At 43.6% G+C, this 14,817-nt stretch carries 10 protein-coding genes; 4 read left to right on the top strand and 6 right to left on the bottom strand.

Annotation, left to right across the window (positions count from 1 at the left end):
* Positions 1–7: 7 nt before the first annotated feature.
* Together BV902_RS13795 and BV902_RS13790 are read right to left on the bottom strand one after the other, a co-directional pair.
* The gene (locus tag BV902_RS13795; protein WP_075992438.1) at positions 8–3,610 is read right to left on the bottom strand and encodes a response regulator; all 3,603 of its coding nucleotides are present in this window, start codon (positions 3,608–3,610) and stop codon (positions 8–10) included.
* Positions 3,600–5,084, bottom strand: coding sequence for a hybrid sensor histidine kinase/response regulator (locus BV902_RS13790; protein WP_075992437.1), 1,485 nt, complete (start codon positions 5,082–5,084; stop codon positions 3,600–3,602). Before BV902_RS13790 ends, BV902_RS13795 begins: the two co-directional genes overlap by 11 nt.
* A 142-nt stretch (positions 5,085–5,226) precedes the next feature.
* Here BV902_RS13790 and BV902_RS13785 point away from each other — a divergent pair, with 142 nt between their 5' ends.
* From BV902_RS13785 to pdeM, 4 genes are read left to right on the top strand one after another with little or no spacing between them, the layout of a single operon-like run.
* Positions 5,227–6,225, top strand: coding sequence for a ligase-associated DNA damage response exonuclease (locus tag BV902_RS13785; RefSeq protein WP_075992436.1), 999 nt, complete (start codon positions 5,227–5,229; stop codon positions 6,223–6,225).
* An 8-nt stretch (positions 6,226–6,233) separates the two neighbouring features.
* Positions 6,234–7,814, top strand: a complete 1,581-nt coding sequence (locus BV902_RS13780; RefSeq protein ID WP_075992435.1) for an ATP-dependent DNA ligase — start codon at positions 6,234–6,236, stop codon at positions 7,812–7,814.
* A 22-nt stretch (positions 7,815–7,836) separates the two neighbouring features.
* Positions 7,837–10,299 (top strand): ligase-associated DNA damage response DEXH box helicase, encoded by a 2,463-nt coding sequence (locus BV902_RS13775; protein WP_083663610.1) that lies wholly within the window; start codon positions 7,837–7,839, stop codon positions 10,297–10,299.
* Positions 10,296–10,964 carry a ligase-associated DNA damage response endonuclease PdeM gene (gene pdeM / locus BV902_RS13770; protein ID WP_075992434.1) on the top strand — a complete coding sequence of 223 codons (669 nt, stop codon included), beginning with the start codon at positions 10,296–10,298 and terminating at the stop codon, positions 10,962–10,964. Before BV902_RS13775 ends, pdeM begins: the two co-directional genes overlap by 4 nt.
* A gap of 29 nt (positions 10,965–10,993) precedes the next feature.
* Here the strand turns inward: pdeM and BV902_RS13765 are convergent, their stop codons facing one another.
* The 4 genes from BV902_RS13765 to BV902_RS13750 all read right to left on the bottom strand — a co-directional run bounded on the left by BV902_RS13765 (position 10,994) and on the right by BV902_RS13750 (position 14,767).
* On the bottom strand, positions 10,994–11,956 hold the full coding sequence (locus tag BV902_RS13765; protein ID WP_075992433.1) for a helix-turn-helix transcriptional regulator: 963 nt from the start codon (positions 11,954–11,956) through the stop codon (positions 10,994–10,996).
* A 91-nt stretch (positions 11,957–12,047) separates the two neighbouring features.
* Positions 12,048–12,839, bottom strand: coding sequence for a heme ABC transporter ATP-binding protein (locus tag BV902_RS13760; protein ID WP_075992432.1), 792 nt, complete (start codon positions 12,837–12,839; stop codon positions 12,048–12,050).
* 33 nt (positions 12,840–12,872) lie between these two features.
* A complete protein-coding gene (locus tag BV902_RS13755) occupies positions 12,873–13,904 on the bottom strand; it encodes a FecCD family ABC transporter permease (RefSeq protein WP_075992431.1) in 1,032 nt (343 codons plus the stop codon).
* A gap of 5 nt (positions 13,905–13,909) precedes the next feature.
* Positions 13,910–14,767: a heme/hemin ABC transporter substrate-binding protein gene (locus BV902_RS13750; RefSeq protein ID WP_075992430.1), complete on the bottom strand. Its 858-nt coding sequence runs from the start codon at positions 14,765–14,767 to the stop codon at positions 13,910–13,912.
* Between the last annotated feature and the right edge of the window lie 50 nt (positions 14,768–14,817).

Genomic DNA, 14,817 nt, shown 5'->3' with positions numbered 1-14,817 from the left:
GTTGTCCTCAATTTTCATATAACCACACACGCAATAAAGACAAGAGTTGGTCGATATCCACCGGCTTCGAGATATAATCCGAAGCTCCTGCCTGAATACACTTTTCACGATCCCCGATCATCGACTTCGCCGTAACAGCGATAATTGGTAATCTAGCATAGTCCGCATGTTGTCTGATATTCTTAATCGTTTCATAACCATCCATCTCAGGCATCATCATATCCATCAGTACAATATCAATGGGTTCTCCGGACATCAATACTTCCAACGCTTCTTTACCATCCATCGCGGGAATTACCTTCACTTGAAATTTCTCCAATGCTTTGGTCATCGAGAAGATATTCCTAACGTCATCATCAGCGACAAGAACCTTCTTGCCCTTCAATACGTCAGTCAGAGCTCCAAGCCCATTGTTCTTCCTCCTAGCGTCGTCTGAATTATTAACCTCAATCAAATGAAGAAACAGGCCTACCTCATCCAGAATCCGTTGATAGGAATGAGCCGTCTTTACAACAACTGAGTCTGCATATTTTTTAATCTTCAACTCTTCAGCCTTGGACAGATTCTTGCCTGTAAAGATAATGATCGGCAAGTTCTCCAGTCCTTCATGTTGTTTGATTGCTTCCAACGTATGGTAGCCCATTTCATCAGGTACTCCCATGTCCAAAATCACACAGTCCACATCCGCTGTACGTAAAGCTGTAATGCTATCCTCTACATTATCTTTTACTTCAAGTGATATATTAAAACTACTTAAGAAATAAGATAATGCACTTGCATGCTTTGGGTTTTCTTCAACAATAAGCACCTTCTTAGGCGAACGGCTTAACGCCGATTCAATTCTTTGGAATACCGAAGTCATTTGTTCTAACGCAACAGGCTTACTAATGAAATCGATCGCTCCTTTTAATAAACTTTCTTTCTTCACCTCAAGCGAAGACATAATATGAACCGGAATATGCCGCGTAGCCTTATTGCCCTTCAATTGATCCATGACAGCCCATCCATCCATAATTGGCAATTGAATATCGAGCAAAACAGCAACTGGGTGATATTTCTGGGCTGCTGGAAGTGCATGGTCACCACGAACAACAACTACACCTTTATAGTTTTGCGTATGGGTATATTTCAAGAGTGCCTTGGCAAAATTAATATCATCCTCCACAATCAAAATCACCTTATCCCCTTCTACAACCGTATCCCGATCATCTGGAATCTCCTCCGGGATCCTAATCGTGACCGGATTATAGCTATCTTCTTTAACAATCTCAATGACCTCTTCTACTTCCGAAGATATCTCCTCAACCAATTGCTGCTCCTTGGTCAATATCTCTTTGACTTCAACTTTCGACTTCGGAATAATAAACAAAAACGTACTGCCTTTGCCTACTTCGCTTTCCAACCGGATTTCTCCACCGAGTAAGCGCGCGATTTCGCGGCTAATGGAAAGCCCCAATCCAGTACCACCAAACTTCCTTCTGGTTGAGCCATCAGCTTGTTGAAAGGCTTCAAAAATAATTTTCTGCTTTTCAAGTGGTATACCAATACCCGAATCGACTACAGCGAACACCAATCGATCACTATCGCCTGGGTCTTCATAGATTTCCAGACGTACTTCGCCTTCTTTGGTAAATTTAATGGCATTAGAAATTAGATTCCGTAGTACTTGATCTATCCGCAAACGATCACCTTGAAAGCTTAGATTGACCGAATCACTGATACTCGTTTTGAAAATCAAACCCTTTTCCTGTACAACAGGCGAAAACAGACTATTCAAATCCGCCAAAATATCATTCAGGTTCAAAGACGCATAATCCAAAGTCATCTTACCCGATTCAATTTTGGAAAGATCCAGAATCTCATCAATCAAGGTGAGCAAACTTGTCCCCGAACTTTGTATAACTTTGGCTGACTCAATCTGATCTGAATTCAGATTTTCCTCCACATTCTCGGACAATAAGCGCGACAATAATAAGATCGAGTTGAGTGGCGTACGAAGTTCATGGGACATATTAGCCAAAAATTCCGACTTATATTTGGTACTTAGCGCCAGCTCCTCAGCTTTTTGTTGGATCTCCTGATTCCGTTCCGCAATCATCAGATTCTTATCCTCAAGCAAACGCGAGCGTTCCTCCAGCTCTTGATTGGACTGCATCAGTTCCTCATGCTGCACTTTAAGTTCCTCCTCCGAAGATTGCAAACGCAATGTTTGCGCCTCCAATTCAGTATTTAAGCTTTCAAGCTCGGCATGTTGGGTTAATAGCTCTTCAGACTGCACCTGTGTTTCCTCCAATAAGGTCTGGATTTTCGCCCTTCCTTTTGCTGAAACTAGTGCAATCCCAATCTGTCGGGAACATTCACTCAAAAATGTCTTTTCCACTGCAGTAAAACTCTCCATTTGACCAACCTCCAATACACCCAGCACCTGATCATCAACCAGCATTGGTAAAAGCTGAATATGAGGTACATTGATTTTTCCGTTGGCAAAACTCACGAGATAGTCTGCCGTATTTAAATTATTCAAGGTCTTTGGTTCACGATCCGTAAATACCTGACCGATATATCCTTCGCCAGGTAAAAAATATTTTTGTACCTGTTTATCCAGTCCATACGTTCCTGCCAGCTCCAACCTTTCATTATTAAAGATATAGATTGCACCACTAACAGCCCCCATATATCCGATCAGGGTTTTGATAGAATCGACCGCAATCGTTTCTTCACTCTTATTCCCCACCAACCCAGTATAGAGTTTTGCATAACCGGCATGCAACCAGTCGTTATCTTTAAGTTGGTCAAAAGATTTCTTCAACGATTTGGACATTCGGTTGACCGATTTGGCTATTGCTCCCAAATCATCATCCTCTACCTCTTCTGCTTTGACGTCATATTCCCCCAATGCGATGCGATTGGTTATTTTTTGAACGAGATTTAATCGTCTTGAAATCGCTTCATCCTTGTCACGAAGTGATTTTTCTAGCAAAGCGCGCTTTTTGAAATCTGCCCGTAACCTGAAATAAAAATAGCTGGTAATAATGAGAGAAAGCAATGCACTGATAACGATAAAAAGTGTCGTGATAAACGACGAATTGTCCAGATTGGTAGATTTCTGATTGATTGTATCGTCTTCATTTTGGATAATGTCATTAATAATCGTGCGACATTTATCCATAGCCGATTTACTAACATCCAACTGAGCCAAGCTAACCACACCACCGTTTCTTTTAGTAGCGACGGCCTCCTTTAAGACTTCTATTCGCCATTGCGCAGCAGTTAACAGACTATCAACACGAACTTTTTGCACCGGATCCATCCTGGTCAGCGTCTCTATAGCCTTTAATTCTGTGGGCAAGCTTTCTAATGCTTTATTAAAAGGTTCTAAATAGCTTTCCTTTCCGGTCAGAAGAAAACCCCGGTTTCCTGTCTCAGCTCCTTGTAATGCATTGAGTAAATTATTGGATGTACTGATAATCTTCCTTGTCACACCAAGCTCCTCACGGTATTTATTTTGTTCCTGAATACCAACATAAGATGCAGTAGAACTTATCAGCAATATGACTAAGGAAAAACCTATTCCGACCGTTAGATTATTGATTGTCTTACTATTTGGCATCTATAGGTAAATTTAAAGGTAAGGTAAAATAAAATGTCGCGCCTTGTCCACCCGAACTTTCCACAGCAATGGTTCCATGATGGGCGCGAATAATTTCAGCACAGATATAAAGTCCTATCCCAAGCCCCTGAAAATCGAACGACGTTTCTTCCACACGATAAAATTTCTCAAACACATCACCTTGCTTCTCTTCTGGAATGCCGATCCCAAAATCTATTACACTTATTTTCACGTTGCTGTCTTCAATAGAGCAGTCAACAATTACTTTTTCAGTTCCAGCAGCATATTTATATGCATTCGTCAAAAAATTAACCAACACCTGCTCTAGACGGATCTCATCACCATAAATCTGTACGTTCGTAATATCCCCTTGCCGGAGAAGCTTCATACTGCTTTGGTCATGCGTTTGAACAATGGAGTCCACGGCACTCTTGACCATATGCTCGAGAGAAAATACCTTTTTATTGATCAGCAGCTTCCCATTATCGATCTTTGACAGATCCAAAAGATCAGAAATAAGACTGTTGAGTTTGTCAACTTGGCCCTGAACCCGGGTTACATACTTTGCCTCAGCACTTTCCTCCTCCAGCTTAAGTTTACGGTCGAGCAATTGCATATAGGCTTTAATACTTGTTAAAGGTGTTTTCAACTCGTGACTCGCGATACTCAGGAACTCATCTTTTTCCTTTTCCGCTTTTTTTTGTGCATCGATATCTGTAAAAGTCCCGACCCACTTACTCGCTCCATTCTCCAAAATTGGCCACACACGCAAAAGCTGATATAGGTATTCCCCACATGGCCTCCTTTGGATACGTACTTCCATTTCCAAGGGTTCTCCAGAACGAAGACTCGCTTGAAGCTCTTTTTCGATTGATTGATCGCCAGGATAGATCTGTGGGAATTTTGAGGCATCATCAGAAAACTGAAACCAGCGACCATTCACAAAATCAATATTTCCTGCACTGTCACAGGTAAAAGCAATTTGAGGCAAAGACTCCAAAAGCGTATGCAAATAGTCCACCTTAGACCGCAGTTCCTGCTGTGCCTGCTTGCGCCGTTCTACCTCAAGTTCTAAAGTTTGTTGAATATCTTTAAGCGCTTGGGTCTGTTCATACAGCCGATAAAATGTCTTAACTTTCAACATCAGGATGTCGGGATCCACAGGCTTGGTCACATAATCCAATCCACCCGAATCATAACCCTTGGTGATAAAGCGTTTATCCGTATTTACAGCAGACAAAAATATGATCGGAGTTTCCTTTGTTTTGCTAAATCCCGCTATATTTTCAGCGACTTCAAAGCCATCCATATCTGGCATCTGAACATCCAATATGATTAATGCATATTTATATTTTAAGATCTTTTTTAAAGCTTCTTCCCCTGATTGAGCGGTATCAACTTTAAAATTTTTGGATTCCAGTAATTTTTGCAAAGAGTAAATATTATCCGGATTATCATCAACAATTAATATCATAGTGTATTAAAACTTAGCATCAAGGTTAACAAATCTAAAAAAATTAACTGAATACCACCAATCGAATTACGGAAAACCGCTGGCAAAAAAAAGCGCATGAAATAAGTAAAACTTTAGTCTGTCAAAGCCTGTTTTAACAAATATGATACGTTTTACATCAAAAGGCATATACTGCATTCCTGGTAAGTTTTATCTCGACCCATGGAAGCCTGTTGATTTGGCTGTTATTTCTCATGGCCATGCAGATCATGCCCACTGGGGAATGAAGAAGTACCTCTGTCATCATTTCACAGTCAATATACTTCGGAGCCGGATCGGTCCAGATATTCAAATCCAGGGAATCGCTTACAATGAACCTGTCCACATCAATGGTGTCAGAGTTTCCCTGCACCCCGCCGGACATATCATTGGTTCTGCCCAGATTCGCCTGGAGTATAAAGGTAAAGTCGTCGTATTTACTGGCGATTACAAAATTCAGGACGATGGCTTATGTACACCATTTGAGCCGATGAAATGCCATGAGCTCATTACAGAAAGTACTTTCGGTCTTCCGATTTATCGATGGGAGTCTGTAGCGGTACAAAATGAACGACTGCAATCTTGGATTAAGAACAACCAAAGCAATCATAAGACATCCGTATTTATAGGGTATTCGCTTGGAAAATCGCAGCGTATTCTAAATGCTGTACATGAAATGGGTCCAGTATATGTACATTACAGTATTGCTAAATTAAATGAGGCCTACAGCCAGGCAGGTGTAAAACTACCACCCTATCAGATTGCGGAAGTAAAATCAGCTCCAAAAGAACTAGACAAGCAGATTGTATTGCTTCCGCCAGCACTGCTGGACAGCCAGCTCCTTCAAAAAATACCCAATGTTGCCTATGCCATCTGTTCGGGCTGGATGCAAATCCGTGGGGCGCGACGATGGCGCAGCGCAGATGCTGGTTTTGCGATCAGTGACCACGCCGACTGGTCAGGTTTATTGCAGGCAGTACGTAGCAGTTCGGCCGAAAAAGTATATGTGACCCATGGGCAAACAGCTACCTTTGCCAAATATCTCAATGAAATCGGCATTGAAGCGGAAGAGGTCACCACACAGTATGGTGATGAAGAAGATCCCCAAGTCCAAACGACTTAAGATAGCTTATGAAAGAATTTGCAACATTGATACATGCTCTCGACAGCAGCAACAAGACCAATTTGAAAAAAGAGGCTGTTTTGCATTTTTTCAGGGAAGCCTCTGACAAAGATAAACTTTGGTTCCTCGCTTTGATGACGGGGAAAAGACCGAAACGGAGTATAGCGGTTAAAGACCTCAAAACCTGGACTTTAGAAATAACAGAAATTCCCGAATGGTTATTTATTGAATCCTATGCTGCCGTAGGTGATCTATCCGAAACCTTGGCTCTACTTTTGCCATCGGCATCGCAACTGATAGAAAAAAGCCTTAGCGACTGGATGGATGAAATCATTGCCTTACAAAATGCATCCATTGCAGAGAAAAAAGCTTTCGTTCTTCGATCCTGGAACGGGCTAAGCACCGTCGAGCGCTTTATTTTTAACAAACTTCTGGGCGGAAGCTTCCGTTTGGGCATTTCAGCAAAAGGCTTAATCAATGCCCTTGCTCAATATACAGGTACTGAGGCGAGTGCGGTAGCGCACAGCATCATGGGCGATTGGAATCCACATGAAGTCGAATTTGAAAAACTTATTCATGGAACGTATAGTGATACCAATCTTTCCAAACCTTATCCTTTCTGCCTCGCCTATCCTATTGAAAAAGAACCGGAAGAACTAGGGTCAATTAAAACATGGCAAGTCGAATATAAATGGGATGGAATACGCGGCCAGCTTATCAAGCGCAGCGGAGACATACACATCTGGTCACGCGGGGAAGAACTTGTTACAGCCCAGTTTCCCGAAATTACTGCAGCCCTCAGTCAATGGAGCGGAAGCTTTGTGCTCGATGGAGAGATTCTTGCTGTTAAAGACGGCCGTGTACTTAACTTTTCCGAACTACAAAAACGGATCAATCGCAAAACAATCCCAAAAGCTTTGCGTGAGGAAGTACCTATTGCAATCTACCTTTATGATCTCTTGGAACTGAATGGAATAGATCTCCGCCAGGAGCCACTTGCATACAGGCGTGTACAGCTGGAAGAACTTTATGCAGCCAATCCGGATACCGTATTAAAACTATCACCGTTGATACATGCCGAGGACTGGACAGCCCTTCAACAAATCCAAACTGCAGCACGCGAGCTTAACAGTGAGGGCATCATGCTCAAGAAAATGGATTCACCTTATTACGCCGGTCGCAAAAAAGGAGGCTGGTGGAAGTGGAAAGTCAATCCGATGAGTATAGATGCTGTACTCATCTACGCACAAAAAGGTAGCGGTCGCCGGAGTGCACATTACACAGATTATACCTTTGCCGTAAAAGATGGCGATCAGTTGGTCACGATCGCTAAAGCCTATTCGGGACTTACAGACAAAGAAATCCTTGAAGTAAGCCGGTTTGTCAAACAAAATTCACTGGAAAAATTTGGCCCCGTCCGCACGGTTAGACCCGAACTTGTCTTTGAGATTGCCTTTGAAGGGATAGGATACAGCAAAAGACACAAATCTGGCGTAGCATTACGCTTCCCAAGGATTTTACGCTGGCGAAAGGACAAAACAGCGGCAGAGATCGACACCCTTGACGATATAAAACAATTGATTCAATAAAAATTTGAGACGATAAAACAGCGTGAACGAGAAGATAGCACATAGTGAAGGATTTCGAATTGTCAACAATTATTTCGAATCCCAGGGAAATGTTCCCTTTAGCTTTCAGACCAAGGCCTGGGAGAAATACGCGCAGGGATATAGCGGACTAGTTATTGCACCAACAGGATTTGGAAAAACCTTTTCGTTATTTATGGCGGTACTGATAGACTTTCTTAATAACCCGGATCAGCACCAAAAGGGTTTGAAGCTACTTTGGGTAACACCCTTACGCTCGTTGGCTAAAGATCTTGCACGAGCAATGCAAAAGGCCATAGACGATATTGGGCTGGACTGGGTCGTTCAGGTTCGCAATGGCGACACCAATCCGAAAGTAAAAGCGCAACAGACGCGATCGATGCCCGATATTCTGCTCGTCACACCCGAAAGTCTTCATTTGCTGCTCGCACAAAAACAACGGGATAAGTATTTCAAAAATCTCCGGTGTATCACGGTGGACGAATGGCATGAACTGATGGGCAACAAACGTGGTGTTATGGTCGAACTGGCGCTCGCCTTCCTCAAGTCGCACTATAAAAAGATGCGCGTTTGGGGGATCACTGCCACCATAGGCAATCTCGAGGAAGCTATGGAGGTCCTGTTGCCAACAGAAAAAAAACGTATCCAAATTGTCGCTAAAGAGAAAAAGAAGATAGCGATCAAACCAATTTACCCCAGCAAAGTAGAACTATTGCCTTGGGCAGGACACCTCGGTGGCAACCTAGCAGACCAGGTCGTCCCCATTATACTCCAGAGCAAAAGCACAATCTTATTTACCAACACACGCAGCCAAAGCGAAATGTGGTATCAGCTCCTTTTACAGGCACATCCAGATTTTGCCGGACAAATCGCCTTACACCACAGCTCTATTGATGCCAATATCCGCGAATGGATCGAAGATAATCTCAGCAGCGGCAAACTTAAAGCAGTTGTATCGACCTCTTCCTTGGACTTAGGGGTAGATTTCAAACCCGTTGATACAGTCATCCAGATTGGCTCGAGTAAAGGTGTAGCCCGGTTTATGCAACGCGCTGGAAGAAGCGGCCATAGCCCTTTCGAAACCTCTACGATTTATTTCGTCCCTACGCACTCCCTGGAGCTCATCGAGGTCGCCGCACTGAAGGAGGCCGTAAAAACGCAGACGATCGAAAACCGGGATCCTATGGTTCAAACTTTCGATGTGCTTGTTCAATTCATGGTAACCATCGCCCTGGGTGGGGGATTTCGTTCGGAAGAACTGCATGCAATCGTCGCCAATACCCATGCCTTTCGCTATATGGATCAGGAAGAATGGCAATGGTGCATGTATTTTATTACCGCAGGGGGAAAAATTGGCAAACGCTACGAAGAATTTCACAAGGTTATCCAAGATGAAGAAGGTAAATGGATCATCAAAAATCGTCGCCTGGCACTTCTGCATCGACTCAATATAGGCGCTATTGTAGGGGACGCCATGATGCGCGTGAAGTTCCTCTCCGGTGGTTATATCGGCATGATCGAAGAATATTTTATCAGTAAACTCAAAAAAGGCGAGCGATTTATTCTTGCGGGACGCGTCCTGGAACTTGTGATGGTCAAGGAAATGACCGTATTCGTAAGAAACTCGTCGGGTAAAGCCATTACTCCAAGCTGGCTCGGGGGTAGACTTCCCTTATCGTCCAATTTAAGCCATTTCCTTCGTAAAAAATTGGCTGCAGCAACAGGAGCTCCTTCCAGTGAAAAAGAGCTTCATTTCCTGGCACCATTGATCGAAAAACAGACCGAACTTTCGGCCGTGCCTAGCGAAGCGGAATTTCTTGTCGAACATATCAAAACAAGAGAAGGACATCATCTCTTTTTCTACCCTTTGGAGGGTAGACTGATCCATGAGGTCATGGCAGCGCTCGTCGCCTATCGCATCAGCAAATTGTACCCCATCAGTTTCTCTATGGCGATGAATGATTATGGTTTTGAACTCTATTCCGACAAGGACATCCAACTGAGCCAATCACAGCTCGAAGAGGTCTTGAGCCGTAAAAATCTGATGGAAGATGTTACCAGCAGCATCAACTCCGCAGAAATGGCCAGCCGTAAATTTAGAGATATTGCTGTCATTTCGGGATTGGTGGTTCAAAATTATCCGGGTACACAGCAAAACAATAAATCCCTACAGGCTTCATCCGGAATTATTTTCAAGGTATTAATGGAGCACGACCCGAGCAACCTACTCCTCAAACAAGCTTTTAGCGAAGTGTTCAACCAACAATTGGAAGAATATCGTTTAATAAAAGCATTCGACAGGATAAACAATAGTAAAATACGTTATACCTTTGTCGAAGAGTACACGCCACTGAGCTTTCCGATCAAGGTCGATAGCCTGCGGCAGTCGCTGTCGAGTGAAGCACTGATCGAGCGTATCCAACGGATGGAAAAGGCCAACATGCAAAAAAAGAAACGTAGAAAATGAAGATCAAAGAGCAAACAATTACCTTTAATAAGCAGCAATTAATCCTTAACAATCAACGCTCTATATTTTGGAAATCAGAAAAAACATTGATTCTGTCCGATCTGCATCTTGGCAAAGCAGCACATTTCAGAAAGCACGGTATTGCAATCCCCATGGATACCACAATAGCCGATCTCAATCGACTCGAGCGCCTAGTGGATTATTATCAGCCCGTTCAGGTTATTGTTGTTGGAGATTTGGTTCATGCAGGTATCAATCAAGAAGTGCTACTATTGGAACAATTCAAAACGAGATATCCAACGCTTCTCCTCCACTTGGTCAAAGGAAACCATGATCGCCTGTCGAAACAAATGACCGATCGATTTAACATTCACCAACATGACGAAATCTTTGAACTGCAGCAGATACAATTTAAACACCACCCCATCGATGCGGAAGATCAATCTTCCTTCAGGATTAGCGGCCATCTGCATCCAGGAGTCAGTATTGTCATACCACCGAGACGGCAGTTACGCTTACCCTGTTTTATGGTTTCTGATCATCAAATTATCCTGCCTGCATTTAGTAAGTTTACAGGGCTAGACAGTAAGGAATTATCTACAGCGTATCAATGTTATGCAATCACAGATGACCTGATCTTTCCCATCCAAAAAAACAGATTATAAAAACGTTTTATGACATTTTGAATTCACCATTACATTTTGAGTTCACCTGGCGAGATCCCATAATATTTTTTAAATGCACTGCTAAAATTATTCTGATGACCATAGCCCGTCAACAGGGCCACCTCATAAACCGTCATTTTATCTTCGAGTAGATAACTTTTGGCTTTTTCCATACGCACCCGTGTGAGGTAGTCGTGAATGGTCACTGAAAAATATTCCTTAAAGTCCTTACGTAGTTTACTTTCACTCGTGAGCACCTCTGCTGCCAGTTCTTTTTGCGTTGGTGGATTGGCAATACGCTGTTCAAGAATCTGTCGCGCCATCTCCAGTCGCTGCACATCCTCCTCATGAAAGAGCGAATCACTGCTTTCCGTTTTCTCATTGTATTGCTCAAACTGATACATCAGCAGCTCAACAACACGTGACTCCGTATGTAATCGACGGATCTCCCCTTTCTTTTTAGATTCAATCAGCTCAGTTATGGTATGCTGCATCTCGTAGGTTGCCATCAGATCCTCCTCCGAAAATGACACATACTCTCCCTTTTCGATCTCATGCACAAATTGCTGATGCAATAACGAATCGCGTTTGATCAGATTGAGGTAATACTCTTTGGAAATAACGGCTATAAAATATGTGTATTCAATACCAGGTTCCACTTCATGAATGGATTTGACCGAAGGAATGTAGCGTATATTATGCCGGCTCATGCCGTAAGGCAATTTGCTATCTGTCGGCTTAAAAAAGATAAACTGGCTGGTTATGGTCTCGCCCTCGATCTCCGTAAGCACCTGCACTGGCCGATCAAACTGCATTTTCGAATGCAAGATAAACAATCCTGAAGTCGATAGCTGAAAATTCTCCATATGGACAGGATCTTTGGATATGGATATCCTATTTTCGACCAAAGGTTTGTCGGGAACATAGCCATCCGGAATTTCTTCTTCAAAAAGCCAATCTGCCAACTCTACTATTTTACTTTTCACCAACATGATTACAAATCCTAAATAAGCCTGAAGCAGTTAAAATTAACGAAATAAGATGGTATTCTAAAATTATTTATAACCTTTCTAAATAACACAGTTAATCCAAGTCAATATCCATTTCCTCCAACTGAACATAGGGTTTCAATGTTCTTGGATTCATAATGACATTGGACTCGACCGAAAAGATGGTATAGATCTCCTTTTGGGCCAATACCTCCACCGGGGTACCATGAAAGAGCTTTCGGCCATTTTTGAGCATCAGAATACGATCGGCATACATGGCGGCAAAATTGACGTCGTGCACAATCAGCACCACCATAAATCCTTTTCGGGCAAGTGCCCGTGCAATGGCCAGTACTTTCTGCTGATAGTGCAGATCCAATGCTGAAATCGGTTCATCCAATAACAACAACGCATCCGGATTATCCCATACCTGCGCTAGGATCCGTGCAAGATGAACACGCTGCTGTTCACCACCAGAAAGACTCAAAAAATCCCGTTCAGCAAAAGCAGATACCCCACAAAGTTCCATGGTTTCGGCCACGATCTTATAGTCCTGTTGCTTCGGACTATTCTTATAATGCGGATACCGTCCCATCAGCACAATCTCTTCTACACTAAAACTCAATGTCATCTGCTGCTGTTGACTCAGTAAAGCCCTGCATTTGGCCAAAGCCGCAGGCTCGTATGCCGACAGTGCCTTGCCATTGAGATGAATAGCTCCCGAATCCGGCTTTTTTTCACCACAAAGCACTCCCATCAGCGTCGATTTACCCGCGCCATTGGCTCCTAGGATTGCCAGGATTTCCCCTTTGCGCACCTGAAAGGTAATATCCTTCAGGAGCTTTCGTCCGTTCACTTCGTAGTTGATCTTCTCTACACGTAGCATAATGCGATTATTTTTTAAGCCTCTGCCAAAAGACTATTTATCTTTGATTAAAATATACAAGAATACCGGTGTACCCAGTAAAGCCGTAATCACGCCAATGGGCAATTCGATGGGTGCCACGGCGACCCGGGCAATCACGTCTGCCAATGTCAACACCAGTGCCCCTAATAGTAATGAACCAGGAAGCACAAATCGGTGATCCGCCCCACCCATCAGGCGAACTGTATGTGGAACAATCAATCCCACAAAACCAATAATGCCCGACACCGCAACGGATGCTCCCACAGCAAGCGTGGATAAGACAACCACCCAGCGTTTGACGCGATCAGTACGCATACCCAAAAGATCTGCCTGCAACTCCCCGAGTGAAAAAGCGTTCAATGACTTTCCAAAAAAAGGCAAGATCAGCACCGGGATCAAAATAAAGGGAGCCAAAGCCCTTAGGTTATCCCAAGTAGCCCCGCCAAGACTGCCCAGCATCCAAAAAGTGATGGTACGTAACTGTTGCTCCGTCGACATATAAGTCATCAAACCCGTCAGCGCACCAGCAAAGGCATTGATGGCAATACCCGCCAACAACATCGTCGTCACATTTGGACGACCATTTTTACTGGCGATACGGTAAACCAAAAAAGCGGTTAAACCAGCGCCCACAAAAGCACCAAAAGCCAATATATAATATCCAATCCAGGCCGCTAAAGAGGTGAAAAGAAAAGTCTCAAAGGCAATAATCAGTACCGCAAAAAGGGACGCTCCAGAAGAAATCCCGATCAACCCTGGCTCTGCCAATGGGTTGCGGAATATACCCTGGATCGCAGCACCCGATATACCAAGTGCTGCACCCACCAAAAGTCCGAGCAAAAGACGCGGCATACGAATCTCAAAAAGAACATCTCCTTGCATATTGTGCACAGCTTCGGCACTCCCAAAGTGCAATTTTTGCATCAACATCGTTAAGATATCAGCGGACGGAATATGGTAGGCCCCCATCCCCAAGGCAACAATACTTACAACACCCAATACCAGGCCCAAAGCCAATAGGATAAATTTCTGTTTCTTTTGCACCGGCTTTATTTTGAATCCATCACTTTTCCAAATCCACGGTGCAATTCTAAGATTGCGTCTGGCAGCCGGTTACTGAAATTTACCAGTAGTGAGGCATTCATCACCAAGATACGGCCGTTTTTACCCGCATTCGTAATACGCATGCCCGGCAATTTGAGGATAGCATCCTCACCGCCAAGACTACTCGCGCCAAAATCAAATAGCAACACAATATCTGGATTGGCCTGCACCAGCGCTTCCGTCGTATAGGGTTTGAAATCCGAAAATTCCTGGACCGCATTTTTACCACCAGCCAGATTAATCATCGCATCCAAGCTACTGCCCTTACCTGCCACACTCATGGTACCTGTACCACGGGCATATAAAAACAATACTTTGGGTGCTGCTTTACCCTGATTTTCCTTTTTCACTAATTCCATGGTATGATCCAAGCTTACTTTCGTGCGGGAAACCAGATTTTTACCGGCAGCAGATTCACCGACGGCATCTGCCACCTCCTGGATGTAACGAAGTGCACCCGGAACAGAATAGTTTGGTTTAATGGAGACAAACTTCACACCAGCCGCACGAATCTGCTGAATGACCGATTTGGATACGTCGCCTTCATTCGCAATAACAATGCTTGGTTTAAAAGATAACAGACCTTCGGCCGATACCGACCGATTCTTGCTTACCCTCGGCAAGGCTGCAGCCGCTTTGGGCGATATACTTGTCACATCGGTAGCGACCATGCGCTCGCCCACTCCCAGTCCGTATATCGTTTCGGTCAACGAACTGTTTAACGTAATGATTCTCTGCTGTGCCGTCGCCCATCCACCGATTTGCATCACAAAACACAGTATAACAACATAAAATCTACTCATCGTAATTCTTTATCTCCATGATGGCGATAGCGGATTTCCAGGAATGGTTT

The organism is Sphingobacterium sp. B29 (genome assembly GCF_001952815.1).
Classification (GTDB): domain Bacteria; phylum Bacteroidota; class Bacteroidia; order Sphingobacteriales; family Sphingobacteriaceae; genus Sphingobacterium; species Sphingobacterium siyangense.
The sequence above is the reverse complement of the archived record's forward strand: the minus strand, read 5'-3'. Positions and strand labels throughout refer to the sequence as shown.